At 63.0% G+C, this 26,180-nt stretch carries 24 protein-coding genes and 1 other RNA gene; 8 read left to right on the forward strand and 17 right to left on the reverse strand.

The window, feature by feature from the left end:
* Positions 1 to 81 precede the first annotated feature (81 nt).
* The 16 genes from ACU0FH_RS07760 to ACU0FH_RS07835 form a co-directional block, all read right to left on the reverse strand.
* A complete protein-coding gene (locus ACU0FH_RS07760) occupies positions 82 to 1,719 on the reverse strand; it encodes an ABC transporter ATP-binding protein (protein ID WP_446194083.1) in 1,638 nt (545 codons plus the stop codon).
* Positions 1,719 to 2,534: an ABC transporter permease gene (locus ACU0FH_RS07765; protein WP_446194084.1), complete on the reverse strand. Its 816-nt coding sequence runs from the start codon at positions 2,532 to 2,534 to the stop codon at positions 1,719 to 1,721. The genes ACU0FH_RS07760 and ACU0FH_RS07765 overlap by 1 nt, the downstream gene beginning before the upstream one ends.
* A 97-nt stretch (positions 2,535 to 2,631) precedes the next feature.
* Positions 2,632 to 3,588 (reverse strand): ABC transporter permease, encoded by a 957-nt coding sequence (locus tag ACU0FH_RS07770; protein ID WP_446194085.1) that lies wholly within the window; start codon positions 3,586 to 3,588, stop codon positions 2,632 to 2,634.
* Position 3,589: 1 nt separating this feature from the next.
* Entirely contained in the window at positions 3,590 to 5,176 is a 1,587-nt protein-coding gene (locus ACU0FH_RS07775) for an ABC transporter substrate-binding protein (protein WP_238371057.1), read from the reverse strand.
* A 119-nt stretch (positions 5,177 to 5,295) separates the two neighbouring features.
* Positions 5,296 to 7,290, reverse strand: a complete 1,995-nt coding sequence (locus tag ACU0FH_RS07780; protein WP_446194086.1) for a CocE/NonD family hydrolase — start codon at positions 7,288 to 7,290, stop codon at positions 5,296 to 5,298.
* Between the two features lie 26 nt (positions 7,291 to 7,316).
* Complete coding sequence (locus ACU0FH_RS07785) at positions 7,317 to 8,435, reverse strand: glycerate kinase type-2 family protein (RefSeq protein ID WP_446194087.1); 1,119 nt, start codon at positions 8,433 to 8,435, stop codon at positions 7,317 to 7,319.
* A complete protein-coding gene (dtd, locus tag ACU0FH_RS07790) occupies positions 8,432 to 8,869 on the reverse strand; it encodes a D-aminoacyl-tRNA deacylase (RefSeq protein WP_446194088.1) in 438 nt (145 codons plus the stop codon). The genes ACU0FH_RS07785 and dtd overlap by 4 nt, the downstream gene beginning before the upstream one ends.
* Position 8,870: 1 nt before the next feature.
* Positions 8,871 to 9,545, reverse strand: coding sequence for a nitroreductase (locus ACU0FH_RS07795; protein ID WP_446194089.1), 675 nt, complete (start codon positions 9,543 to 9,545; stop codon positions 8,871 to 8,873).
* A 63-nt stretch (positions 9,546 to 9,608) separates the two neighbouring features.
* Positions 9,609 to 10,277 (reverse strand): glutathione S-transferase, encoded by a 669-nt coding sequence (locus ACU0FH_RS07800; RefSeq protein ID WP_446194090.1) that lies wholly within the window; start codon positions 10,275 to 10,277, stop codon positions 9,609 to 9,611.
* 17 nt (positions 10,278 to 10,294) lie between these two features.
* Positions 10,295 to 11,413 carry a primosomal protein N' (replication factor Y) - superfamily II helicase gene (locus ACU0FH_RS07805; RefSeq protein ID WP_446194091.1) on the reverse strand — a complete coding sequence of 373 codons (1,119 nt, stop codon included), beginning with the start codon at positions 11,411 to 11,413 and terminating at the stop codon, positions 10,295 to 10,297.
* Between the two features lie 25 nt (positions 11,414 to 11,438).
* Positions 11,439 to 12,557, reverse strand: coding sequence for an SPFH domain-containing protein (locus ACU0FH_RS07810; protein ID WP_238371064.1), 1,119 nt, complete (start codon positions 12,555 to 12,557; stop codon positions 11,439 to 11,441).
* Positions 12,558 to 12,589: 32 nt separating this feature from the next.
* On the reverse strand, positions 12,590 to 13,543 hold the full coding sequence (locus ACU0FH_RS07815; RefSeq protein ID WP_446194092.1) for a DUF2927 domain-containing protein: 954 nt from the start codon (positions 13,541 to 13,543) through the stop codon (positions 12,590 to 12,592).
* A 77-nt stretch (positions 13,544 to 13,620) separates the two neighbouring features.
* Positions 13,621 to 14,811, reverse strand: a complete 1,191-nt coding sequence (locus ACU0FH_RS07820) for a toxic anion resistance protein (protein WP_446194093.1) — start codon at positions 14,809 to 14,811, stop codon at positions 13,621 to 13,623.
* Between the two features lie 42 nt (positions 14,812 to 14,853).
* Entirely contained in the window at positions 14,854 to 15,729 is an 876-nt protein-coding gene (locus ACU0FH_RS07825) for a 5-bromo-4-chloroindolyl phosphate hydrolysis family protein (RefSeq protein ID WP_446194094.1), read from the reverse strand.
* A 3-nt stretch (positions 15,730 to 15,732) separates the two neighbouring features.
* Positions 15,733 to 15,933 carry a hypothetical protein gene (locus ACU0FH_RS07830; RefSeq protein WP_088634007.1) on the reverse strand — a complete coding sequence of 67 codons (201 nt, stop codon included), beginning with the start codon at positions 15,931 to 15,933 and terminating at the stop codon, positions 15,733 to 15,735.
* A gap of 135 nt (positions 15,934 to 16,068) precedes the next feature.
* Positions 16,069 to 16,995, reverse strand: coding sequence for a pseudouridine synthase (locus ACU0FH_RS07835; RefSeq protein ID WP_446194095.1), 927 nt, complete (start codon positions 16,993 to 16,995; stop codon positions 16,069 to 16,071).
* Positions 16,996 to 17,056: 61 nt separating this feature from the next.
* Between ACU0FH_RS07835 and ACU0FH_RS07840 the strand changes: the two genes are divergently transcribed.
* On the forward strand, positions 17,057 to 17,512 hold the full coding sequence (locus ACU0FH_RS07840) for a nucleoside deaminase (RefSeq protein ID WP_446194096.1): 456 nt from the start codon (positions 17,057 to 17,059) through the stop codon (positions 17,510 to 17,512).
* Between the two features lie 112 nt (positions 17,513 to 17,624).
* Here the strand turns inward: ACU0FH_RS07840 and ACU0FH_RS07845 are convergent, their stop codons facing one another.
* On the reverse strand, positions 17,625 to 18,317 hold the full coding sequence (locus ACU0FH_RS07845) for a metal-dependent hydrolase (protein ID WP_446194097.1): 693 nt from the start codon (positions 18,315 to 18,317) through the stop codon (positions 17,625 to 17,627).
* A 257-nt stretch (positions 18,318 to 18,574) separates the two neighbouring features.
* On the opposite strand from ACU0FH_RS07845, the gene gatC reads away from it, so the two are divergent.
* The 7 genes from gatC (at position 18,575) to ACU0FH_RS07880 (ending at position 26,163) form a co-directional block, all read left to right on the forward strand.
* Positions 18,575 to 18,862 carry an Asp-tRNA(Asn)/Glu-tRNA(Gln) amidotransferase subunit GatC gene (gene gatC / locus ACU0FH_RS07850; RefSeq protein WP_238371071.1) on the forward strand — a complete coding sequence of 96 codons (288 nt, stop codon included), beginning with the start codon at positions 18,575 to 18,577 and terminating at the stop codon, positions 18,860 to 18,862.
* The gene (gene gatA / locus ACU0FH_RS07855) at positions 18,862 to 20,349 is read left to right on the forward strand and encodes an Asp-tRNA(Asn)/Glu-tRNA(Gln) amidotransferase subunit GatA (protein ID WP_446194098.1); all 1,488 of its coding nucleotides are present in this window, start codon (positions 18,862 to 18,864) and stop codon (positions 20,347 to 20,349) included. The genes gatC and gatA overlap by 1 nt, the downstream gene beginning before the upstream one ends.
* A gap of 37 nt (positions 20,350 to 20,386) precedes the next feature.
* Entirely contained in the window at positions 20,387 to 21,166 is a 780-nt protein-coding gene (locus ACU0FH_RS07860) for a hypothetical protein (RefSeq protein ID WP_446194099.1), read from the forward strand.
* On the forward strand, positions 21,127 to 21,822 hold the full coding sequence (locus ACU0FH_RS07865; RefSeq protein ID WP_446194100.1) for an N-acetylmuramoyl-L-alanine amidase: 696 nt from the start codon (positions 21,127 to 21,129) through the stop codon (positions 21,820 to 21,822). The genes ACU0FH_RS07860 and ACU0FH_RS07865 overlap by 40 nt, the downstream gene beginning before the upstream one ends.
* 33 nt (positions 21,823 to 21,855) lie before the next feature.
* Positions 21,856 to 22,245, forward strand: an RNA gene (gene rnpB / locus ACU0FH_RS07870) — RNase P RNA component class A.
* Between the two features lie 110 nt (positions 22,246 to 22,355).
* Positions 22,356 to 23,432, forward strand: coding sequence for a hypothetical protein (locus ACU0FH_RS07875; RefSeq protein ID WP_446194101.1), 1,077 nt, complete (start codon positions 22,356 to 22,358; stop codon positions 23,430 to 23,432).
* A 241-nt stretch (positions 23,433 to 23,673) separates the two neighbouring features.
* Entirely contained in the window at positions 23,674 to 26,163 is a 2,490-nt protein-coding gene (locus ACU0FH_RS07880; RefSeq protein WP_446194102.1) for a GcvT family protein, read from the forward strand.
* The last annotated feature ends 17 nt before the right edge of the window (positions 26,164 to 26,180 follow it).

Below are 26,180 nucleotides of genomic sequence, written 5' to 3' on the forward strand. Positions count from 1 at the left end.
AAAACAGTATGCGAACATCCCCAAAATGAAAAACGCGCCGCGGGTGAGGCGGCGCGTTTCAAATGATCGGCGGGGCAGGGATCAGTTCCCGGCGCTTTCCATCTTGCGGTGTTCGATGACCTCTTCGAGCCAGCCGAGCTTCATTTCGGGTACCGAGGAGAGCAGCAGGTCGGTATAGTCGTCGAAGGGCGGCGAGAGCACCTGCGATTTCGGCCCGTAGCGCACCACCTTGCCCTGGTACATCACCGCGATGGAATCCGCGATGGCGCGGACCGTGGCGATGTCATGGGTGATGAAGAGATAGGCTACGTCCTCGATTTTCTGCAGGTTCAGCAAGAGCTTGAGGATACCGTCCGCCACCAGCGGGTCGAGTGCCGAGGTGACCTCGTCGCAGATGATCAGCTTGGGTTTCGCGGCAAGCGCGCGCGCGATGCAGACACGCTGTTTCTGCCCGCCGGAGAGTTCGGCCGGGTAGCGGTCGATGAAACCGGTGCCAAGCTCGATCTCGTCCAGCAACTCCTGAATCCGGTCGCGCTTGGCCTTGCCCTTGAGGCCAAAGTAGAATTCCAGCGGACGCCCGATGATGGTGCCGACGGTCTGGCGCGGGTTCATCGCGGTGTCGGCCATCTGGTAGATCATCTGCAACTCGCGCAGGTCTTCCTTGCTGCGGCTTTTGAGATCGGGGCTGAGCGTGCGTCCGGCAAATTCGATCGTGCCGCTGGTCGGCGGCAAGAGCCCGGTGATAACCCGCGCCAGCGTCGATTTGCCGGACCCGGATTCACCCACAACCGCAAGGGTCTGGCCCGGGTGCATGTCGACCTTGACCTTTTTCAGCACGTCGAAGTTCGTGCCGCGATAGCGGGCCGTGATATTCTTGACGCTGAGGACCGGTTTCTCGGACGGGATCTTTTCCTCGTGTTCGATGGAACGCACCGAGACAAGCGCCTTGGTGTAGTCCTCCTGCGGGTTGTTGATGATCTGGTCGGTTTCCCCGTATTCGACCATCTCTCCCTGTCGCAGCACCATGATGTGATCCGAAACCTGCGCCACCACGGCAAGGTCGTGGGTGATATAGAGCGCGGCCACGCCGGTCAGTTCGATGGCATCCTTTATCGCCGCGAGAACGTCGATCTGGGTGGTCACGTCCAGCGCGGTCGTAGGTTCGTCGAACACCACGATATCGGGCTGCGGACAAAGCGCCAGCACCGTCATGCAGCGCTGAAGCTGACCGCCCGAGACCTGATGCGGGTAGCGGTTGCCGATGGTGTCGGGATTGGGCAGGCCCAGCTTGTGGAACAGGTCGATGGCGCGGGATTCCGCCTCGGCCTTGGTGCAGCGACCGTGGGCGATGGCGGCCTCGATCACCTGTTCCATGATCTTCTTGGCCGGGTTGAACGAAGCTGCGGCGGATTGCGAGACATAGGTGACCTCGGCCCCGCGCAGGCCGCGCAGGCCCTTGAGCTTCATCTTGAGGATGTCGCGCCCGTTGACCCAGACCTCACCGCCGGTGAGTTCGACGCCACCCCGGCCATAGCCGAGGGTGGACAGGCCGATGGTGGATTTGCCGGCACCGGATTCTCCGATGAGGCCCAGCACCTTGCCCTTTTCCAGATCGAAGGAGACACCATGAACGATTTCGATCTCGCGGGGTTTTTCGCCCGGCGGGTAGACCGTGGCGCCGATTTTCAGATCGCGTACTTTGACGAGGGGATCGCTCATTATCCGCGCCCTCCCTTGAGGCTGGTGGTTCGGTTCAGGATCCAGTCGGCGACGAGGTTGACCGAAATGGCCAGCGTCGCGATGGCGATGGCCGGGACCAGGGCCGCCGGGATGCCGTAGACGATCCCGTCCTTGTTTTCTTTCACGATGCCGCCCCAGTCAGCGGCGGGCGGCTGAACGCCGAGGCCGAGGAAAGAGAGGGTCGAGACGAAGAGAACCATGAAGATGAAGCGCATGCCCATTTCCGCGACAAGCGGCGACAGGGCGTTGGGCAGGATTTCCCGGAAGATCACCCAGATATTGCCTTCGCCGCGCAGGCGGGCGGCTTCGACGAATTCCATCACGTTGATGTCCACGGCGACAGCGCGCGCAAGGCGGAAGACGCGGGTGGCGTCGAGCAGCCCCATGACGAGGATCAGGACCGGGATGGTGACGGGCATGACCGAGAGCACGACCAGCGCAAAGATCAGCGTCGGCACCGACATGATAAGGTCGACGAAACGGGCGAGGATGTGATCCCAGATGCCGCCGAGCACAGCGGCGAGAAAACCGAGCACCGAGCCGGTGATGAAGCTGAGCAGCGTTGCGGCGGTGGCGATGAAGATCGTGGTGCGCCCGCCGTAGATCATGCGGCTGAGCAGGTCGCGGCCGATGTTGTCGGTGCCGAGCAGGAACTCGGACGAGGACGGCTCCCACACGCCGCCGACGATCTGCGCCATGCCATAGGGCGCGATCAGTGGCGCGAAGATCGCGGCGAGAAAATAGGCGCCTGTAAGCGCCAGCCCGATCAGGGCCGATAAGGGTATGTTTTTCATTTTCGTGCCTCCTGTCGGGGGGCGGTCTTATTTATTGTTGCCGGTTGCAGGGAGGGCGCGGCGGATGCCGCGGGCGAAACGAGCGTCGTGACGACGCTCATTTCGGGTGCCTCAACCGGGGATTGGAAATGATCGAAACGATATCCGCGACCATGTTCAGGCCGATATAGACGGCGGCAAAGACAAGGCCGCAGGCCTGTACGACGGGAACGTCGCGCTTGGAGACGTGATCGACAAGGTACTGGCCCATGCCGGGATAGGTGAATACCACCTCGATCACGACGACGCCCACCACGAGGTATGCAAGGTTCAGCATGACCACGTTTACGATCGGGGCGATCGAGTTCGGGAAGGCGTGTCTCCAGATGATCTTGAACATCGTGAGGCCCTTGAGTTCGGCCGTTTCGATATAGGCCGACTGCATCACGTTCAGGATCGCGGCGCGGGTCATGCGCATCATATGCGCGAGTACCACCAGCGTCAGAACGGTGACGGGCAGGGCAATGGCGTTCAGCTTGGCGCCGAGGCTCATGCCGGGGTAGATCGTGGATACGGAAGGCGCCCAGCCGAGTTTCACGCCGATGATATACATCAGCACGTAACCGATCAGGAATTCGGGCACCGAGATCGAGGCCAGCGTCACGGCCGAGATCAGCTTGTCGGGCCAGCGGTCGCGGTAGCGGACCGCGAGGAGGCCGAGAAAGATGGCCAGCGGCACCGAGATGACGGCGGCCCAGAAGGCGAGAAGCAGCGTATTGGCCATACGCGAGCCGAGCTGGCTGGCGATGTCCTGACCGGACGTGAGCGCGGTGCCCAGGTCTCCGGTGATGGCGCCTCCCAGCCAAGCGAAATAGCGGCTGACGGCAGGTTCGTTGAGGCCCAGTTCGGCGCGAAGGTTGGCAAGTGCTTCGGGCGTGGCCGACTGGCCGAGGATCGACTGCGCGACGTCGCCGGGCAGGATCTGGGTTCCCGCGAAGATCAGGATCGACACGAGAAAGAGGAGAAGCAGGCCCAGCGCGATGCGCTGGGCCAGCAGTTTTGCGATGGGCCCCATATCAGGCGGCGACCCACATCTTCTGCGGTGCGTAGAAGTTCATCAGCTCGAAGCCGACCTTGGGTTCTTCCCATCCGGTCACGCGCTGCGAGACGCCGTCGACGAAGTCGTTGAACATCGGGCAGATCAGGCCGCCTTCGTCGTGCACGAGCAGCGACATCTCGTGGTACATCTCTTTGCGCTTGGCTTCGTCCAGTTCGGCGCGGGCCTTGAATAGCAGCTCGTCGAAACGCTCGTTGTTGAAACGGGTGTCGTTCCAGTCCGCGCTCGAGAGATAGGCCGTGGAGAACATCGCGTCCTGAGTCGGACGACCGCCCCAGTAGCTGGTGCAGAAGGGCTGGGCGTTCCAGACTTCGGACCAGTAACCGTCGTTGGGTTCACGCTTGATTTCCAGCGGGATGCCTGCTGCGGCAGCGGATTGCTGATACAGCGCCGATGCGTCGGGCGCTCCCGGGAAGGAGTTGTCCGAGGTGCGCAGGATGATCGGGCCGTCATGACCGGATTTCTCGTAGTGGAAACGGGCCTTGTCCGGATCGTAGCTGCGCTGTTCCAGCTCGGTGTAGAGCGGGTAGGACGAGTTGATCGGGGTGTCGTTGCCGACGGAACCGTAACCGAAGAGGATCTTTTCGACCATTTCCTCGCGGTTGATCGCGTATTTCAGCGCCAGACGCAGGTCGTTGTTGTCAAACGGCGACGTGTTGCAGTGCATGATGAACACATAATGGCCCGGACCGGAGGTGGTGCGCACGTCGATGTTCGGCGCGCGGCCGACCAGCGCGGCGGTACGCGGGGGAACGCGATTGACCATGTCGACCTGGCCGGACTGCAGCGCCGCCATACGGGCGGTGTCGTCGTTGATGACCACGTATTCGATCGTATCGGCATAGCCGAGGTCGCCCCAGTAGTCGTCACGCTTGGTCGCGACAAAGCGCACGCCCATGTCGACCTCTTGCAGGACATAGGGACCGGTGCCGATGGCGGCGGTCGGATCGTCCTTGCCGCCGTTGGGCTGGATGATTAGGTGGTAGTCGGTCAACAGGTAGGGAAGGTCAGCGTTGGGCTGTTCCAGCTCGACGATGAAGGTGTCGCCTTCGGTGCGCATGTTGGCAATGCCGCGCATGATGCCGAGCGCGCCCGACTTGGTGTCTTCGCCCGAGTGGCGTTCCATCGTGGCCAGCACGTCTTCGGCGGTGACGGTCTTGCCGTTCGAGAAGGTGACACCGGGGCGGATCTTGAACATCCAGACCTTGGCGTCCGGTGAGCTTTCATAGCTCTCGGCGACTTTCATTTCCAGACCGCCCTCGGGGTGCAGTTCCAGCAGCGGCTCGCCCCAGAGACGGGAGACGGAGGTTGCGGTGGCGTTGGCGGCCACTGCCGGGTCGAGGCTGTCGGAAGAGGCGCCGCCCTGGATGCCGACGCGGATGGTGCCGCCCGTTTGCGGGCCTGCGGCGCGGGCCGACGTGGTGTAGAGGCCGCTTGCGAGTGTCGTGGTCAGGCCAAGCGCGGTGGCGCGGCCGATGAATTCACGTCGGCCCATCTTGAGGGCCGTCACTCGGCTTGCGTAATACTTGAGTTGGTCGTCGTTCATAGGAATCTCCCGTTTGAGAACGCTGCATCTGTTGTGCAGTTTTTCTTGATTGATGAGTCAATGGTTGCGTATTTACCTGCCTCCCGCAAGTCTTATTGGGGGCTGATGTAACGGTGGTGTTAAAGGTGATCCCTTTCGATGGCGTCGTTTTCATCGCGCGCGTAAATCAGCACGTCGTTTTCATACGCTTCGATCCGGCCTTTGAGATAGAACCGTGTCTGGTCAGACCACATTTCGCTAAATGTCTCTGTGCGCAGAATAATATCATCCCGCTCCAATTCGGTCGTCCAGTGGCAGGTACCACGCGCCGAAAGCGGATCGTCGGGATGAATCGACCAGCGTTCGCGGGCAATGCCGCCCGAGATCAGCCCGTGAACATCGTCCTGAACCTTGCCGAAATCGTCGGTGATCACGAGGTGGATATCGCCGCTATTATGGTCGGTTTCGCTCACACGGGTGTTGGAGCCTTCGCGCAGGGTGGTGATCTGCCACGGGGTTTCCGCGTCGGGGGGCGGGAAGGTCCATTCGTCCTTGTCCGCCGTCTTGCGCACGGGCAGGGCGAGTTGGCCGCCGGTGAGGGACAGTGTCGCCATTTCCGGCGCGGGCCAGATCAGCGGCCAGTAGGCAGAAGAGATCGCAACCCGCAGGCGGTGGCCCTTGGGCAGACGATAGGCGATGTGGTCGAGATCGAGCGTGATCTGCTCAGCCTCGCCGGGGGTCATCGGTTCGGGGTTGGCCGCGCTATTGCGGTGGCTGAGGTTCAGCACCCCGTAGGTGATCCGGGTCGAGGCACCATCCGGGTGGATATGGCAGAGCCGCACCGCCATCTGCGCCTGCGGCTTGTCCGCCGCAAGGGTCAGCGTGACGCGGGGCGCGCCGACGATATCCATGTCCTCGCTTGCGGGGGCGCTGTCGAAACAGGCGGAAAACGCATCGTCGCCGCGCTGGTCGCCGGGCATTTCCGGCCCCAGCCAGATCGCGCAATATTCGCCCGAGGCCGCGCCGCAATGGGCGGGGGAGGTGACGGATTGCTTGAGCGGTCCGGTATCGGGGGAAAGACCGTCATCGGTCAGGTGCCATGTTTCGACGGGCAGGTGGCGTGAGGCACCTTCGGCTTCGGTGATCCAGCGCCCGTCGCGTTCTGTATACCAAGTGGCCGGGCGGACCCCGTCCATCAGGTAAGCGCGGCAATCGGGGTCATCCTCGACGCCGGTGTCGATGCCTTTGAGCCAGTGATCCCACCAGCGCAGCGCCTCTTGCAGAAAACCGATGCGCGGTTCGGGCACGGCGAAATGCGGATATTTATGGACCCATGGGCCAACGATGCCCTTGGCGCCGGGCAGGTTTTCCACAAGCTGCGGCACCGCGTTCTTGTAGCTGTCGCCCCAGCCGCCGACCGCCAGTACCTTGGCCTTGAGCGCTGAATAATCTTCGCAGACAGAGCCATGCTGCCAATAGGCGTCGCGGCGCTGGTGAGAGAGCCAGCGGGTGGCAAGGAAGGGTTCGTTTTCAAGCCGTTTCAGCCAAAGTTCGCGCCAGTCGTCGCGCAGGGCCGGGTCGGGCGAGCGGCTGGAATAGGCCCACATGGTCGCCCCCCAGCCAAGGTTTTCGTTCAACAGGCAGCCGCCCTTGTAATGAATATCATCGGCAAAGCGATCCACGGTCGAGCAGAGCGTGATGATCGCCTTGAGCGGATCGGGTTGCAGAGCGGCGACCTGAAGCGAGTTGAAGCCGCCCCAGCTGATGCCCATCATGCCGACATTGCCGTTGCACCAGTCCTGCGCGGCGACCCAGTTGATGACCTCGACCGCATCGGCCTGTTCCTGCGCGGTGTATTCATCCTCCATCAGGCCTTCGCTGTCGCCATTGCCGCGCATGTCGACGCGCAGGCAGGCATAACCGCGCTTGGCGAAATAGGGATGGGTCAGCGCATCGCGGGCGCAGGTGCCGTCGCGTTTGCGGTAGGGCAGGTATTCGAGGATGACCGGCACCGGGTCCTGAGCGGCATCGAGAGGACGCCAGACGCGGGCGGAGAGACGGCAGCCGTCGGAGAGAGTGATGCCCAGATCGGGCAGCTCTTCGATCTCGCGGAGAGTATTTGTGGACATGGGCATGCTTTCAACGCAATGCTGACCTTATGTCAACAGCGTAGAGCGATCAATAAGTCCATGACATTTGTACCGGTCGGACCGGTGGTGAGAAGGGCTTTGTTATCAGCAAGATAGGTGCCGCTGTCCGCCCGGTTGAGCGCGTCCTGCGCGCTGTCGGTCCAGGTTGAACCATCGACAATGCCGCCTGCCGCGTCGGTCGGGCCGTCGTTTCCATCGGTGCCGCCGACGATCAGGGCAATATCGTCGCGCCCCTTGATATGGCGCGACAGGGCAAGGGCGAGGGCCTGATTGCGCCCGCCTCGACCGGGGGTGTCGGGTAGGCGAACGGTGGGTTCGCCGCCAAGGATGATTGCGCCTTTTTCCATGTGGCTGAGGCGCGGACCCCAATCGCTGGCCAGCGCGTCGAGATCGCCATGCAGCTCTTCGCCAATTTTCAGGATTTTGTAGCCCCGGTGTTCTGCTTCACCCAGCGCGGCGTCGCGGGCGTGAGTGTTGGAGGCGACGATGCGGGTGGTGGCCGCAAAGTTCGGCGTAGGAGGCAGTGCGCCGATACCCGAGCCAATCACGGCGATGTCGTCGCCCGGCACGTCGGAGATCGCGAGTACCTGCGCCGTGGCACCGGCAAAGGCCGAGAGCAGCCCGCCGCCTTTGATCCGGCTGATCTTGCGGCGTTCGACGTTCATCTCGGTGATGTCCTTGCCGCTGGCGAGCAGAGAGCGGTTGAGCGCGGCGAGGTCTGTAAGGTCATGGCCCTTGGTCAGATCCTCGGCAAGGGAGGAGGCCCCGCCGGAGACGAGCAACAGCAGGTGACTGTTCGCAGTCATTCCGGCGACGCATTCACGCAGGGCGCGGCCCGCCTTGAGGCTGCGTTCGTCGGGGACGGGATGGGCGGATTCAATCAGGGTGACTTTGGTCGGGAGACCGGTGCCGTGCCCGTCCTTGGTTACGACCAGCGCGGGGAGGGGGCCGAAATGGTCAAGCGCGGCGCGGGTCATGGCGGCGGCGGCTTTGCCAACGGCGACGATCTGATCCGGTTTGGCAGACTGTTCTTTCAGCGCGCGGGTCACGGCGTTACAGCCGCCGACCGCATCGACCCCGGCCTGCCATATGGCGCGGGCGTCTTCCCGGGTCTGCTGCCGTGCGCTCATGATTCCATCCAGATCGTGACCGGCCCGTCATTGACCAGAGACACGGCCATATCCGCGCCGAACCGGCCGGTGGCGACGGGGATGCCCTGTTCCATCAGGGCGCGGGCGAAGTATTCATACAGCCTTTCGCCCTCGTCCGGCGGGGCGGCGGTGGAAAAGCCGGGTCGGTTGCCGCGCGAGGTATCGGCGGCAAGGGTGAACTGGCTGACCACCAGCGCGCTGCCTTTCACGTCGAGGAGGGAACGGTTCATGCGGCCCTCTTCGTCGCGGAAGATGCGTAGCTTGGCGATCTTGGCGGCCAGCTTGTCGGCTTCGGCCTCGCCATCGCCCTGCATGGCGCAGACCAGCAGCATAAGGCCGGGGCCGATTTCGCCGATGACGGTGTTGTTGACGGCAACCGACGCCTCGGTCACGCGCTGGATGAGAACCCGCATGTCAGCCTCGCCAGTCGATGATCTGGTCGAGATCGGCCCGTTCGGTCCGGAACTGGTTGGCCGGGTGATCGGGATCGGCATAGCCGAAGGAAATCGCGCAGAGCACCAGCCGGTCTTCGGGAATGTCGAAGTAACGATGCAGGAAGGGGCTGTAGCCCGCCAGCGCGGCCTGCGCGATAGTAGCTACTCCGGCGGCCTGCGCGGCAAGGGTAAAGGCGGTGACGAAACCGCCGCTGTCGAGCGCGCCATAGGCCCCGAGTTCGACCGGCGAGGACACGATCGCACAATGTGGCGCATCGAAGAGATCGAAATTGCGCAGCATCTGCTGGCGCGAGCCTTCGCGGTCGCCCTTGGTCACGCCGACCGCATCGTAAAGCGCCCAGCCGCAGGTGCGGCGGCGGTCCTGATAGACGCCGGAATAGCTGTCGGGGAAGGGCAGGTCGCTGCTGTGCTTGGCCTGCATGACCTCTTGTTTCAGCGCCTCGCGAAAGCGGTTGGTTTCTTCGCCGCTGGTAATCGCGACCTGCCACGGCTGGGCGTTGCACCATGAGGGCACGCGGCGCGCGGTGGCGACGATCTGTTCGATTGTTTCGCGCGGCACCGCGTCCGGCAGGAAGCCCCGGCAGGAGTAGCGGCTTGCCATCAGCGTATCGAGGGAACCGGGGTCGACTGTCATGATCTGTCCTTGCGTGCCTTCACTTTGGCGCAGCATGGAGCGACCCCGGGTCAAGGGCAAGGATCAACTGCCAGAGTAGCGATAGGCCCCTTTTTCGACAGCTTTCTGATAGGCCGGGCGCGCGCGGATTGCCTTGAGATAGGCGGCGGTGGCGGGGCCGGGGCCGTTTTCCATGGCGCGGTCGGCGGCGGCCTCTACCGGGAAGCTCATCATGATGTCGGCGGCTGAAAAATCGGGCCCGGCGAAGTACCCGTCGCGGGCCAGTTCCGATTCCCAAAAGGCGAGGTGATCGGCCAGTTGCGGGTCGACCATCTTGTCGAGCGCCGTGTCCGAGATCTTGCGCGCCACGGGGCGGATCAGGGCGGGGGCGCGTTTCGGCAGCATGGTAAAGAGCAGCTTTTGCAGCAGGAGCGGCATGGCCGAGCCTTCGGCATAGTGCATCCAGTAGCGATAGCGTTCACCGTTTTCCGTGCCGGGGGCGGGTTTGAACGCGCCCGAGGTATCGTAGCGGTCGATCAGGTAGCCGGTGATCGCGCCGCTTTCCGCATAGACCGCGTTGTCTTCTTCCAGCACGGGGGATTTGCCGAGGGGGTGGATGTTTTTCAGCTCACGCGGGGCGCGCATGTCGGGGCCGCGCTTGTAGGTTTTGATGTCATAGTCGAGCCCGAGTTCCTCAAGCAGCCAGAGGATGCGGTGGGCGCGGGAATCTTCGAGGTAGTGAACGCGGCGCATGAGGTGTCCTTTCAGGATCAGCCGGACTGGTTGGCAATATAGCCGAAGGCGGCGGCGAGGATCAGGCCGAAGATCACGGCGATGGCGATCTTGACGGCGGAATAGGGGCGTTCGCCCTGCACCCGGCCCGTCTGGCCGTTGACGACGAAACGGTAAGTCTCGCCCCGGTACTTGTAGGCGGCAAGCCAGACCGGCAGCAGGATATGTTTGAAAGTCACGTCCGAGAGGGAGGTGTCTATACTGTGCACGCGCTGCTGGTCGCCGCCGATGTCGAAACGCACATCGCGTTCGATCACGCGGTCCATGTACTGGCGTGCCTCGGTAAAGCCGCTTTCGAGTTCAACGGAGTATGCCTCGGCCCGGAAACCGGCGAGGTATTGCGGCTGGTAGGTTTCAAGCCGCGACAGGTCCCAGGGTTGCAGGGCGTCGGTGTAGGATTTCGGCAAGCCGGTTGAGGCGAGCACGAGCACATCGTCGAAAAACCGCGCGACCCGGCCGCGGGCGGGGTTCCAGCGGACCTTGGGCACCTGCCGTTGGACGCGCTTACCATTCTGAACGACGGTCTGTGTGACATAATAGATCGTGCCCCGTTCACCCGTGTAGCTTGAGGCGGTATGGGCATCAAAAGTCCAGTAGGGGACATAGATGCCCTCCATCCGGCGTCCCTTGCGCGCGTATTGCTTGAGCCCGTTGGGCGCGAACCAGAGCCGACCCAGCCAGGTGTTCATCGCGTCATGGGCGCCTTTCTCGTCATAGGCAAAGGGCAGCACGCCACGGGGCTTGATATGCCGGCTCGTGCCGGTGTCGGTAACAACGGGGCTGGCGCAGAACGGACATTCGGTCGCGTGGGTGTCCGGGTCGAATTCTACGGTCGCGCCGCAATTGGTGCAGGAAACCGTGCGGGTTTCCTCCATCTCGGCCTGCGGGAGCTGTTTCGCGATGGCGGTGCGAAAGTCGAGCTCTTTCAGCGCGGTGCCGCCCCAAGGTCCTGCGCCGATGTCTTGGCTGTGGCCGCAATGGGCGCAGACAAGGGCGTTGGCCGCCGGATCAAAACGGAGATCGGCCCCGCATTGATCGCAGGGAAAGCGGTGTTCGGCCGAGGCGGCGGGGGCGGCGGGGGCGGGCGCTTGGGTCATCTTGATGTCTTGTCTTGGCGCGCGATCACGCACCGGGCGGCGGCGGCGGCATCACCGTGAAGAGCCGCGCCAGTTCGGTCACGTCGCCGGCGCGGGACCAGCCGTCCTGACCTTCGGTCCAGACATAGGTTTCGCGGGTCAGCTTTCCTTGCGAGACCATGCGGCCCAGAGAGGCGCGCGAGAAGGGGCCGGAGGTTTCGCCATTCTCGGCAAGGTGCCAGACCTTTTCGGGGCTGGGCGGCGGCGGAGGTGCAGCCGGGGCAGAGGGGGCCGCGCCCCAGGGTCCGCTGCGACCCTGTTGCGCCATCTGGTTGGCCATCGCCATGCCCATGCCCGCGCCCAGACCGGCTGCCATGCCACCCCCGGCGGGGTTGTTGGCGGCTGCGGTCATCGCCTCGGCGGCGGAATACTGGGTAAACTTGCCCAGATCACCCGCCAGACCCATTGACGTGCGCTTGTCGAGCGCGGCCTCGACCGCGGGCGGCAGCGAGATGTTCTCGATGTAAAGCTCGGGGATCGCGAGGCCATAGGCGGCGACCGGCTCGGCAATGGCGGAGGCGACCAGCTTGCCCAGGTCGGCGGTGTTCGCGGCCATATCCAGAACCGGGATGCCGGAGCTTGCCAGCACGCGCGAGAATTCCTGCACGATGATGTTGCGGATCTGGAACGAGATCTCGTCCATGGTGAATTCCCCGTCGGTGCCGACGATTTCCTGCAGGAAGCGCGCCGGGTCGGTAACGCGGACGGAATAGGTGCCATAGGCGCGCAGCCGTACCGGGCCGAATTCGGGGTCGCGGGCGATGATCGGGTTCTTGGTGCCCCATTTCAGATCGTTGAACCGGGTCGTGTTGACGAAATAGATCTCGGATTTGAAGGGCGACTGGAACCCGTGATCCCAGTGCTGGAGCGTCGTCATGATCGGCATGTTGTTGGTCTCGAGCATGTAGAGACCGGGGGTGAAGACATCGGCAAGCTGGCCTTCGTGGACAAAGACCGCCGCCTGACCTTCGCGTACCGTCAGCTTGGCTCCATACTTGATTTCATGGCCGTGGCGTTCGAACCGCCAGACCATCGTGTCGCGGGTGTCATCGGTCCAGTGAATGACGTCGATGAACTGTCCGGAAAGAAAATCGAAAATACTCATGGCTCAAATCCTTTGTTGCGATCCTGCCGTAATTACAGTTCCTCGCCCATCAGCTCGGTCGCGATGGTGCGGATGATGGGGCGGGCTTCTTCCAGTGACATGCCGGGTTGCAGTCTTGGGTCGTAAAGCATCTTGAGCAGCAGCTCGTCGTGGCTGGTGAGCAGCGCGAATTCATCATCGTCGTTAAAGATCGAGGGGCGCGCGTGCGGGCTGTCATTCGGCATGCCAAGGCCCTGGGCGATTTCCTCGTGAATACAGCTGAGCCGGACGAGGTCTGGGTGTTCGGCGCGGATCAGCGCGACCGCATGGGCGTAGTTGTAGGGCTGCGACCGGCCCGCCACGGAAACCACGAGACAGTAGAAAGACCGCGGCAGGTTGCCGAAAAGCTCAAGCTCGCTCTGGCTGATCGAGGGGATCAACTTGCGCAGACGGTCCTGCACGAAGGTCCGGTCGTCTTCACCGGCGACAAACACGTGGAAATTCGGGTTGGTCCGCGTGGTAAAGATGGAATGTCCGGTGATCCGGGACAGGCGCTGGGCATAATTGTCGATGCCCGCCTGATCGATCTCGCGCTTGTCCTCGGGAACGCTGTCGCCGAATTCGACGCCAAGGCGCACCGGCACCGTCCAGCGGCTGAGGGCAACACTGGTGCCGTCGCTGCGATAGTTGATACCGCCGGAGCGGCTGTATTCCTGATAAAAGACGATAGTCTCGAAATCCTCGATCAGGTCGTCGACGCTAAAGGGCGTGTCCGGCCCGCCGCCATCGGTGCGCAAAAGGCCTTGGGTCAGCAGATCGTTCTGCACCGCCACGTAATAGCGGGCGAGGTCGATGCTGCGCTGCGACGGCTCATAGGGTTTGGCCTGAACGGCGACGCGTTCGGGCCGGGCCTGTGGCGGCAGGGAGGTGCGCGGCCCGCCCTGTTCGCAGGCGGACAATGCCAAAGCCGCGCCCAGAATCAGCGCCAGTTGCAAACGACCGATCATATTGCTGTCCGTATCCCTGAACCCTTGGAACTCTTTCGACCCCGGCGCCGGATGGCCCGGCACCGTTGACTTGTATCTCAGACCGGTATCGCGCCAGACGCGGTATCGCCCATGCCATCCTTGCGCGCGCGGGCGGCGGCCAGCGTTTCGCGCAGTTCGGCTTCCATCTTTTGCAGCTCTTCCTCGGCGGCGGCGCGGCGTGCCTTGCCTTCATCCGCGATCTGGAGGCTTTCCTGAATGGTGCCGATCAGGTCGGCATTGGCGGCCTTGACCGCCTCGATGTCAAACACGCCGCGTTCCATCTCGGTCCGGATCGCCTTGTTGCTGTCGCGCAGGTTCTTGGCGTTCGAGGTCAGCAGCTCGTTCGTGAGGTCATTGGCCTCGCGCACCGCGCCTGCCGCCTCGGAACTGCGCTGGATGGTGACCGCCTGCGCCAGCTGGGTTTCCCAGAGTGGCACGGTGTTGACCAGCGTCGAGTTGATCTTGGTCACCAGCGACTTGTCGTTTTCCTGCACGAGCCGGATCGAGGGCAGGGATTGCATCGTGACTTGTCGCGTCAGCTTGAGATCGTGCACCCGGCGTTCCAGATCGTCGCGCGCGGCGCGCATGTCGCGCAGCTCCTGCGCCTTCATCACCTGCGCATCCTCGGGCGCGGCATTGACCTCGGCCGCCTTGGCGGGAATCTTCGTGTCGTCGAGTTCCTTGAGTTTGGCCTCACCCGCCGCGATGTAAAGCGCCAGCTCGTCATAGAAATCGAGCGTTTTCTCATAGAGCATGTCGAGCGACTTGATGTCCTTGAGCAGCGTATGCTCATGACCCAGCAACTGATCGGTGATCCGGTCGATCTGGCCCTGCACCTCTTCGAACTGGGCGGTGAACTTGGCAAAGGGCGCGGCGCGGCCCAGGAGCTTTTCCCACCAGCTGCGCTTGCGGCGCACGTCCAGCTCGTTCACCGAAAAACCGCGGATGGTGGTGACGATGTCGCGCAGGGAATCGCCTGCGGGGCCGACATCCTTGTTGCGGACGTCCTGCAGCATCGCTTGGCTGATTTCCTGAAGTTCCGCCTGCGCCCGCGACCCGAAAGAAACGATGGAATTGGTGTCGTCAATATCGATTTCGGCCATGCGGGTGCGGATCGCCTCGCTCATCGGGGCGTCGGCCTGTTCGAGGGGGGTGATCTCGGCGCGGGGCTCGGGAAGGGTCACCGCCGTCGCTTCCTTGACAAGCTCTTGGGAATCCTCGGCCTTTTGGCGCAGCATTTCAGACATGGGCAAGTTCCTTAACGGCAGTGGACACTCTGGCGGACCGGCTCATTCCGGGCGCACCCCTTCGCGCTGCAACCTGTCGCGCAGCACGTCGATTTCAACGGTAAGGTCGCTGCGGTCGTCGAGCAGCATCTTCTGGGTTCGGGCATCGAAGTTCTGTTCGAGATCATCGAGCAGCGAGAGGTAATCGGCGCGTGCCTCGGTATCGGGATTGCGCGCGTAGATATCGGTAAATTTCACCGTCGCGTCGCGCGCGCCCATCAGGTAGACGGTCAGGTATTTCCGTGCAGCGGTGAGGTCACGCGGATCCTCCTCGACCGTGCGGAACAGGTCACGGGCGGTGGCCTGGAACCGCGCCACGCGGTTTTCAAGCTGACGGTCCTTGGTGCGCCGGATCGTTGAGGTCATGTCGCCAAGATAGGCCTCGGCCTCGCCCACCGCGCGGGCGACCCGGTCCTGTTGAAAGGTGTCGATGCCTTCCATCCCCTTGTTCCTGAACGGATCTAGACCAAAGGCGCCGAGGTGTAATCCACCAGCCACCACACCATAAAGCACTGGCGCAAGAAACCCCGGCTCGTTCGACCATGCCGCCAGCGCAACGCCCACGCCGGTCAGAAGGCTTGCCGCCAGTTTGCGCGGGAATGCGGGACGCCGGGCCACTTTGCGCGCCTCATATGCTGCTTGCGCCCGGAGACCTTCGCGCAGCAGCCACGCCGCCAGAAGCAGCACCGCCGCCCCGGCCGCCCCGGCTGTGAGCGCCAGCGCGCCCTTGCCGAGCGACAGGATCAGAAGAATGGCGGGCGGCACGAAGAGCAGGTTGACACGAAAGGCCGCCGGTTCGACATCGGCATTCCTGAAGTCATCCGGATCCTTGCCGGGATCACCTTTTGGGCTGTACTTGCCGCCGAAACGCTGGGCCATGGGCTAGAGCCCTCCAAGCCAGCCGGTGCCAACCCCGAACAAAAGCAGGATCAACGCAACATAAGCCAGTTTGCTGAACGTCTTGCCGCCCATATCGGCCCTTTCAACGGCGCGCCCTGCGGTTCTAGTCAACGCCGACGTCAGCAGGACAACGGCAAAAATGAACACGGTGATCGCCGCAGCCACCATGAGGAGCCGCAACATGATAAGTCTCCCGAAATCTTTAGCTACAGATAAGCCATTCGAGGCGCGCATAAAAGAGGCGATCCACCCCTTGCTTTGAAGCCTGCCGAAGCGGGGACATCTCACGCTTGGGGCAGGGCGGTTTCCCGGTCGCCGTTACTTGCGCCGCGGCCGGTCCGGTTTCCCGCCACCACGAGCCGGTGACGGGCGTCCACCCGGTTTGTTCCCGGTGCCGGCTGGTTTCTCGGGGGCAGCTTTCGGCAGGCCCGGTCGGCCGGGGCCGGGTTTGCCCGCGGTGCTGCGGCGCCGGGCGGGGGTTTTTCGCTTGGTCGTGCCTTCCGGCGCCTCTGCCTCCAGACCGAGCTGTTCGCGCATCACGCGCCGGCGTATCTCTTCGACCTCGCCCGCCTTGATTTGACCCAGCTGGAACGGCCCGTAGGAAATCCGGATCAGCCGGTTCACCGCAAAGCCAAGGTCTTCCATTGCCCTGCGAATCTCGCGATTCTTGCCTTCGCGCAGACCCACGGTTACCCAGGCGTTCGCGCCCTGCTGGCGATCGAGCGTCACCACCATCGGCAGAAATCGCTCTCCCTCGACCGTGAGCCCTTTGCGCAGCGGCTCGAAATCCTCGTCCTTGGGGCGGCCGTTGATGCGCACGCGATATCGGCGCAGCCAGCCGGTGCTCGGCAGTTCGAGCTGACGCTTGATCGCGCCGTCATTGGTTAGCAACAGCAGCCCCTCGGAATTGAGGTCGAGCCTGCCGATGCTCATGACCCGCGGCATGTCCTCGGGCAGAGCGTCGAAAATCGTCCGACGCCCCTGTTCGTCGCGGTTGCTGGTCACCAGCCCCGGTGGCTTGTGATAGAGCCAGAGCCGTACCGGTTCCGGTTCTTTCAGGGGCTGTCCGTCCACGAGGATGCGGTCAGAGGCGGTGACGTTCAGTGCCGGGCTGTCGATCTTCTTGCCATTCACCTGTACCCGTCCGGCTTCGATCATCCGTTCAGCCTCGCGGCGAGAGGCGAGACCAGCACGGGCCAGAACCTTGGCGATCCGGTCGCCGGGGGGAGGGGCAGAGTTGTTCATGCCCGAGCGTTAGACCATATCGTGCGCTTGCGAAAGACGCAGTTGCGGTCCAGTAAGGCATATGAGCTTCACGTCGTATATGGATCAGGCCCTTGCCGCGGCCCGTGCCGCCGGTGAACGCGGCGAAGTGCCGGTCGGTGCGGTTTTGATCTCGCCCGACGGTGCGGTGCTCAGCGCGGCTGGGAATCGAACCCGAGAGCTGAGCGACCCGACGGCCCATGCGGAAATCCTCGCGATTCGGCAGGCCTGCGCCGCCGCCGGTTCCGAGCGGCTGACGGGTCACCGTCTCTACGTGACACTTGAGCCCTGCGCCATGTGCGCCGCCGCCATCGCCGCCGCCCGTATCGAACGGCTCTACTACGGCGCGGCGGATCCGAAATCCGGGGGCGTCGCGCATGGCGCTAAAGTCTTTACCCGCGCACAGACCCATCACAGCCCCGAAGTCTACGACGGTCTCGCCGCCGCCGACTCCGAAGAACTTCTCAAAACCTTTTTCGCGGCGCGCCGCACCGGTTGAACCGCTCCGCCCTTCTTTGGGTTTCAAATATCCCGGGGGCGGGCAAAATCATCGATTTTGTCCGGCGGGGGCAGAGCCCCCGTCGAGACACCGGCGCGAAAGAACGACGCCGCTATAGTTCGATGGCGGACATCACCTCTGGCTCGATCACATCGACTCCCGGCAGACCCGCACGCAAGTCTTTCGCATCCTGTGCAAGAAGCGGGAAAGTGCGGTAATGCATCGGGATGACCGTTTTGAAATCAAAGTATTTCTTTGCGGCCCAGGCGGCGGCCTTCATGTCCATGGTGAAATGCCCCCCGGCACTCAGGATGCCGACGTCGGGCTGGTAATATTCGCCCAACCACTCCATATCCGCCATGATATCCGTGTCGCCGCTGAAATAGATCACGCGGCCTTCTGCGCGAATCATGTAGCCGACCTCGGAACCGGCCGCCTTGGGGCCATCGTCTGAGGCTAAGGTGGAGGAATGGTCCGCGCGCACCATCGAAACGGAGATGCCGCCGAGATCAACCGTCCCGCCCTTGTTGAAGCCCACGGTTTCGATTTTTTCGCTGTCGGCCCAGTAGGACATCAGGTCGAACTGTCCGACCATGGGGATGTCCATTTTCCGCGCAAGACCCACCACGTCTGCCGCATGGTCGAAATGCGCATGCGTGAGCAGGATATGGGTCGCGCCCTTGGTGGCCGCGTCATGCTGATCCTCGGGGAGCATCGGATTGCCGTTGAGCCACGGGTCGATGAGGATGATGGTTTCATTGCTTTCAAGGCGGAAGCTGCCGTGTCCGAGCCAGGTGAGTTTCATGTATCGCTCCGTTGGGTTTCACTGCTTCTGTCGAGCCTAGTGTGGAAGCCGCGTTTTCCAAGCCCCGAGTTTTGCCGATGGTTCGGGAGGGGCTCTGCCCCGCCGCGCGCTGCGCGGCCCCCGGAGTATTTCGTGCAAGAGGAAAAACAGGTCTTCTGCGCGAAGGGAGTGGTTGGAAAACCTTTGCAAAGAGGCGCGGACTTGCGAGCGGGGCACAGGAGGGGTAAATGCGCGGATGACGGAGAAAGAGGGTTCTGATGTCGATTGACGAAAATACCGCTGCCCGCGTGGCAAAGCTGGCCCGTATCAAGGTCGAGGATGAGGCGTTGCCGGCGCTGGCAAGCGATTTCAACCGGATTCTCGGGTTCATCGAGCAATTGAACGAGGTGGATGTGGAGGGCGTCGAGCCGATGACCTCGGTCACGCCGGTGCGGTTGAAGCGTCGCGACGACGTGGTGACGGACGGCAACCAGCAGCAAAAGGTTCTGGCCAATGCGCCGGATGCCCGCGAAGGCTTTTTTGCCGTGCCGAAGGTGGTGGAATAATGACTGATCTGAACACGCTGGGGCTGGCCGAGGCCCGTGACCTGCTGCGCAAGGGCGAGACCACCTCTGTCGAGCTGACCGAAGCCTGTCTTGGCGCGATCGACGCGGCGGAGGCGCTGAATGCTTTCGTGCACAAGACACCGGAGATTGCGCTGGAGCGGGCCAAAGCGGCCGATGCACGTCTTGCGGATGGCGATGCGCCGGCCATGTGCGGTTTGCCAATCGGGATCAAGGATCTGTTCTGCACCGAGGGTGTGCCGAGCCAGGCGGCGAGCCGGATTCTCGAAGGGTTCAAACCGCAGTATGAATCCACCGTGAGCCAGAACCTGCGCGATGCCGGGGCGGTGATGCTGGGCAAGCTGAACATGGATGAATTCGCCATGGGTTCAAGCAACGAGACGTCGACCTATGGTAATGCGATCAACCCGTGGCGGCGCGGCAATGACGAAGCGGCCCTGACGCCTGGTGGATCCTCGGGTGGGTCTGCTTCGGCCGTGGCGGCGGACCTTTGCCTTGCCGCGACCGGCACCGATACGGGCGGGTCGATCCGCCAGCCGGCCGCCTTTACCGGCACGGTGGGGATCAAGCCGACCTACGGGCGCTGCTCGCGCTGGGGGATCATCGCATTCGCCTCCTCGCTGGATCAGGCCGGTCCGATGACCAAGTCGGTCCGCGATGCGGCGATCATGCTGGAAGCCATGTGTTCCACCGATCCCAAGGATTCCACCTCGATCGATCTGCCGGTGCCGAATTTCGAAGCGATGCTGACCGGGGATATCAAGGGCAAGAAGATCGGTATCCCGACCGAATACCGCATGGAAGGCATGCCCGATGAGATCGAGACGCTCTGGTCCGATGGTACGGCCATGCTGCGCGATGCCGGGGCGGAAATCGTGGATATCTCCCTGCCGCATACGAAGTACGCGCTGCCCGCCTATTACGTGATCGCGCCAGCCGAGGCGTCGTCAAACCTCGCCCGGTATGACGGCGTGCGCTATGGCCATCGTGCCAAGCTGAGCCAGGGCGACGGGATCACCGAGATGTATGAGAAGACCCGCGCCGAAGGCTTTGGCGACGAGGTGCAGCGCCGGATCATGATCGGGACCTATGTGCTGTCGGCCGGTTTCTACGATGCCTATTACAACCGGGCGCGACGGGTTCGGACTCTGATCAAGCGCGATTTCGAACAGGTTTTCGCAGATGGTATCGATGCGATCCTGACCCCGGCGACACCGTCGGCGGCCTTTGGTCTGGGCGAGATGGCGGATGCGGATCCGGTGCAGATGTACCTGAACGATATCTTCACCGTGACCGTGAACCTTGCCGGTCTGCCCGGCATCGCGGTGCCGACCGGGACCGACCGTCAGGGTCTGCCGCTTGGCTTGCAGCTTATCGGTCGCCCATGGGAAGAAGGCGAGCTGCTTAACACGGCATATGCGCTGGAATCCGCGGCGGGCTTTGTGGCCAAGCCGGCGAAATGGTGGTAGGCGGTTAGCCCTGTAAACAACGCCATGAGGCTGTAGTATGCGTGTATTCCCCATTGTTCTTACCATTGCCGTTACCGGATTTCTTGGCGCCTGCGCGCCGCAGATCCCCGACAGCGGCGGGACGGGTTTTGACAATTCGGAAGATGCGCAGCGGGCGCGGGATCTGGAACTGACCGGCGCCGGGGGCGGTTTTGTGCCGCCGGTGGCGATTTCCGACGAGCCTCTGTCGGCGACGACGAACACTGGCTTTGAGCCAGTGCCGCCGTATGCGACGCCCGGGTCGTCGAGCAGCGCGAATTCGGCGGATATCGCGGCCGAGACGGCGGCGGCGCTTCAGGCGACCTCGCCGAATGCCTCCGCTGCTCCTGTAGCCGGGGCGACGGCGCAGCCACCGGCCGCCACGCCCCAGATCGGTCTGGATAATCCCGGCATCTCGGACGAGAACGATTTTTCGGCGGTGTCCGCCGAGCGTACGATCCAGAGCGACGCGGCGCGGACACAGGCGTTGCGCGAGAACTACCAGGTGATCGAGCCGACGGCGCTGCCGAGCCGCAGCGCTTCGGCGGATCCGAATATCGTGAACTACGCGCTGCAGACCAGCCACCCCCGGGGCACCCGGCTTTATTCACGCAGCGGAATCAACCTTGCCGCGCGGGCGCAGCGGGCCTGCGCGGGGTTTGCCTCGCCCGATCAGGCGCAGATCGAATTTCTTGCCAGTGGCGGACCAGAGCGCGACCGCCGGGGGCTTGACCCGGATGGCGACGGGTATGCGTGCGCATGGAACCCGGCGCCGTTCCGCGCGGCGGTCCAGAACTGATTTCGCCGATCTGGCAGCCTTCGCCGAATTTCACGGCACGGCGCGACGGGCTGGTGCCGTCGTTGGTGGTGATCCATTACACCGCCATGGAGAGCGCCGGGGCGGCGCTTGAGCGGCTCTGCGACCCCGAGGCCGAGGTTTCCGCGCATTACCTGATCGGTGGCGATGGTCAGCTTTGGCAGATGGTCGAGGAATCCCAGCGGGCATGGCATGCCGGGGCGGGGGAATGGGCCGGTCTGAGCGATATCAATTCGCGCTCGATCGGGATCGAACTTGATAATCGCGGGACGCATCCTTTTGCCGAGCCGCAGATGACGGTGCTTGAAGAGCTTTTGGCCGGAATCATGGAACGATGGTCGATTGGCCCAGAGGGGGTGATCGGGCATTCCTGCATGGCGCCGGGGCGCAAGTGCGATCCGGGGCCAAAATTTGACTGGGCGCGGCTGGCGCGACAGGGATTGGCGCTGGGGCCGCCCTGTGCAGCAGGGGAGACGTTCCACGATCTCGCGCGGGCGGCGGGGTTCACGGCGGAGGTCAGCGACGCGGACCTGCTTGAGGCCGTGCGCCTGCGGTTCCGGCCATGGGGACATGGAGCGCTCTGCGAGGCGGATCTGGACGCGTTGCGCGGGCCTGCGCCCGGCGGGCTTGGGGCTTGACCGGCGCGACGCTTGCTGCCACATGCGCCTTGCGCGGAGAGCCGGATGGCCGCGGGGCGTAAAGCTCCGAGGAAAGTCCGGACTCCAAGAAGCAACGGTGCCGGGTAACGCCCGGGCGGGGCAACCCGACGGATAGCGCCACAGAGAACAGACGGCCCCGCAGGTCGGGGTCAGGGTGAAACGGTGGGGTAAGAGCCCACCGCGCCGCTGGCAACAGGGGCGGCATGGCAAGCCCCACCGGGAGCAATGCCAAATAGGACCCCCGCGCGGGCTGGTCCCCTTGGGGATACCGCCGCTAGGCTCGCTTTTGCCGAGAGGGGTCGGGTTGGCAGCTAAAGGTGCATGGCAACATGTACCGTAGATGAATGGTCATCGAAGGGGGCAACCCCGGAACAAAATCCGGCTTACAGGCTCTCCGCGCGTATTTCCCGAAAGCCGGGGAGGTTTCATTCAATCGAGCGGAATGTGCCGCATTCCTGCCCGCATTCGACGGCTAAATTAACGATAGCATTTGAGCCGAGGAATTGCCGGAAATGAGTAAGGGATATCTTATTGTCTTCGGGGCCCTCGCAGGGCTGGCGTTCATGGGAACGGACTACCTTGCCGAGCAAAAGAAGCACAGGGGCGATTACACGCCGGGTGCCTATCTGGGAAAATGGATGGCGGCCGCCGATCTCGACACAAGCGAGATTGCAGGAAAGATGGCCCAGTTCAAGGAACGGGTCCTGCCGGATGCGAAACAGGGCGCCCGCGAGCGGGGCAATCCCGCCAGTCACCTGGGCGCCGCGCCCGAGGGCTGGGAAATGCTGGCGTGGAGCGAAGAACTGGATGCGCGGATGACACCGCAGCGCGAGATGCAGGATTTCGAAAAGGAGTTCCTTGACGATCCCAAGATCAAGACCCTTTTTGGCGCGAATGAAGAGGTGCGTGCCAAGGAAAAACGCAAGTCCATGCGGATTTATGCGCGGGGCGATGAGCTGATCTTTGTTTCGGCGCAATTTGCGCAACCCGCCCAGGCGAACCATCGCACCAATGCGGCAATCAACCTGATGGCGGCGAACATGCAGAGCATGTCATCGTTCAGCGGCTTTGACGTGATTCAGGGCGTTACATTCCTGCGTCGGACGTCGTGGATGCAAGAAAAGGGCGACGGTCCCGAGCGGTCGGTGTTCGAGGCGAAGATGGGCGATTCTATCACGCTGAAAGTCTCGGCCCGGGCGCAGGTTGACTCGGTTCGCGCGGTGCTGGAGACCATCGATTATGACGCGCTGAACGCGATGCTGGATACGCCACTGGTCGGGGTCGGATCCGATGCCGTGCCGCTGAGCGCGGCGCAGGCGCAGTTCATCTCGGCGCAACACGCCGAGGCGCTGAAACGGGCGGCACCGGGACAGCGCAAGGCAGCGCAGCTAGCGATGGACAAGGCGTTTCAGCCGAGCCAGCTTGAAAAATCGCTGATCGGTGGCAGCGGGGTGACCTCTCTGACCTCGCAGAGAGATGTCGCTGTGCAGCAGATGGTGGATGAGCCGACCACATCGAAACGCCCGTCGCTGAGCCAGCGGCTGAACCAGAACTGCGGTGCGGGCACCTTCTGCAAGGTCGATCCCTAGACGTTTTCACCACGGCCTGATGCGATTTGCGACAGGGATGGTCGCGCGGGAAAGCGGCCGAATCCGCCTGTAAAACAGGCGGAATTGAAACGTATTCGCGTCCAAATCGAAGAATTCTGTCGGCTGGGATAGCTGCATTAGATTGCACATGTCGCATTCCAGCCGTGACGTGTCGGGGGCGCTTCTACGCCCGATTCATTTGACGCTATTGAGGAGGCGAAATCGAACGGAGTCGCCTTCCATGAAAACCCAGGTCAAAGCCCTTGTCGTCGGCGGTGGTGCCGTCGGTACCTCGATCGCCTATCATCTTGCCCGAGCCGGCTGGACGGATGTCATGCTGCTGGAACGGGACGAGCTGACGTCCGGTTCGACCTGGCACGCGGCGGGGCTTTTGCCGCTGTTCAACATGTCCTACGCGACGACGCATATTCACAAGTATTCGGTCGATTTCTACAAGTCGCTCGAAGCAGAGACGGGTCTGAACGCGGGCTTTTCCGTGGTGGGCAACCTGCGCATGGCGCAGACGCAGGACCGTATGGACGAATACATGCTTTACGCGTCGACCGCGGAAACCGCTGGTGTCCCCTATGAGTGGATGACCCCCGACCAGATCAAGGAGCGCTGGCCGCTGGTACGCACCGAAGACCTGAAAGGCGCGATTTTCCACCCGACCGATGGCTATATCAACCCGGCGGACGTGACCATGGCGATGGCCAAGGGCGCGCGCCAGCGGGGGGTGATGATCGAGCGCAAGTGGCAGGTCGACGGCTATGAATGGACCGGCAGCCACTGGAACGTGACCTGCACCAAGATGGTCGAGAAAGGCGGCAACCTTGTCACCTCGGACGAGCAGATCGTCATTCAGGCCGAGCATGTGGTCACCGCGACCGGCAACCATGCGCAGCGCACCGCCAAGCTGCTGGGCATCAAGATCCCGGCGATCCCGGTCGAGCACCAGTTCGTCGTGACCGAACCCGATCCGGCGCTGGTTGAATATCGTAAGACCCACGGCGAACATCCGGTTCTGCGTGATGCGGATGCCAAGTGGTACGTGCGCGAGGAACGCGGCGGCTGGATCCTTGGCCCCTATGAGGAAGGCGCACCAGCGCGGTTCAAGTACGAAGTGCCGGAAACCTTCCGCGCCGATCTCTTCCCGCTCGATCTGGACCGGATCGAAGAGGAATACATGTCGATGATCCACCGGATTCCAACCTCGGAAACCGTGGGTCTCAAGGACGATTTCAACGGCCCGATCTGCTATACGCCCGATGGCAACCCGTTGGTCGGCCCGGCGCCGGGTCTGCGCAACATGTGGCTTGCCGAAGGGTTTTCCTTCGGGATCACGGCGGCGGGCGGCACCGGCTATTACCTTGCCCAGATGATGGTCGAGGGAGAGGCCGAGATCGACATGGCCTCGCTTGATCCCAAACGCTACGGCTCGTGGATGACAACCGAGTACGCGGTGCAGAAGAACGAGGAAAGCTATGCGCATGTCTTCATCCTGCACCACCCGGATGAAGAACGCGAAGCGGCGCGCCCGTTGCGTACCGCCCCGGCCTATGACCGGCAAAAGGCGCTGGGCGCGCAGTTTGGCCATGTGAACGGCTGGGAGCGCCCGAACTATTACGCGCCGGTCGGATTCGACGATCATGCCTCGCGTAGCTTCCGTCGCGGTGGCTGGTGGGAACATGCGGTGGAAGAGGCCAAGGCGATCCGCGAAGGCGTCGGCCTTGTCGATGCGACTGCCTTTACCAAGCACGTAGTCAAAGGACCGGGCGCGACCCAGTTCCTTGACTGGTTCACCTGCAACAAGCTGCCCAAGGTGGGCCGCATCAACCTGACCTATGCGCTGACCGAGGCGGGCACGACCCGGACGGAATACACCATCGTGCGGATCGCCGAGGATGCCTATTACCTCGTCTCTGCCGGTGCATGGACGGCCTATGACGCGGATTACCTGCGCAAATCGGCCGAGGATAAGGCAGGCGAGTTCGGCTATATCGAAATTCAGGACGTGACTACGCAATGGGGTGTCTTTGCCATCGCCGGGCCGAAATCGCGCGATGTCCTGAACGAGATCATCAAGGATGCCGATCCGGCGACTGCCTTGTCGAACAAGCGTTTCCCATGGCTGTCCTGCCGCAATATCGAGCTGGGTATGTGCCCGGTCCGCGCGATCCGCGTGGCCTATACGGGCGAACTTGGCTGGGAATTGCATCACCCGATCGAGATGCAGAACTATCTCTGGGATCAGCTGATGGCGGCCGGTGAAAAGTACGGGATGAAACTGGTCGGTGCCCGGGCGCAGAACTGGCTGCGGCAGGAGAAATCCTATCGTGCCTTCGGCAACGAACTTGGCCGCGACGCGACCCCGCTTGAGGCCGACCTGCCGCGCTTTGTGGATCTCTCCAAGGACTTCCGTGGCAAGGAAGCGATGCAGGCGCTGGGCGTCCGGTCGAAATGCGTCACCCTGCTGATCGACGGACCCGAAGATGCCGATCCTTGGGGTCGCGAGGCGCTTTATGATGGTAACACCAAGGTTGGCCGCCTGACCTCGGGCGGGTATTCCGTGGCCTTCGGCAAGTCCATCGGCATGGGGTATGTAAAGCCCGATCTGGCGGTTGTCGGCACCAAGCTGAAGGTCAAGATGTTCGATCAGCTCTGGGACGCGGAAATCGTCGAGGACAGCCCCTATGATCCGTCGAATGCCGTCATCCGCAAAGACGCCTAAGACCGCGTGAAAGCCTG

It is taken from the genome of Heliomarina sp. (assembly GCF_052826185.1).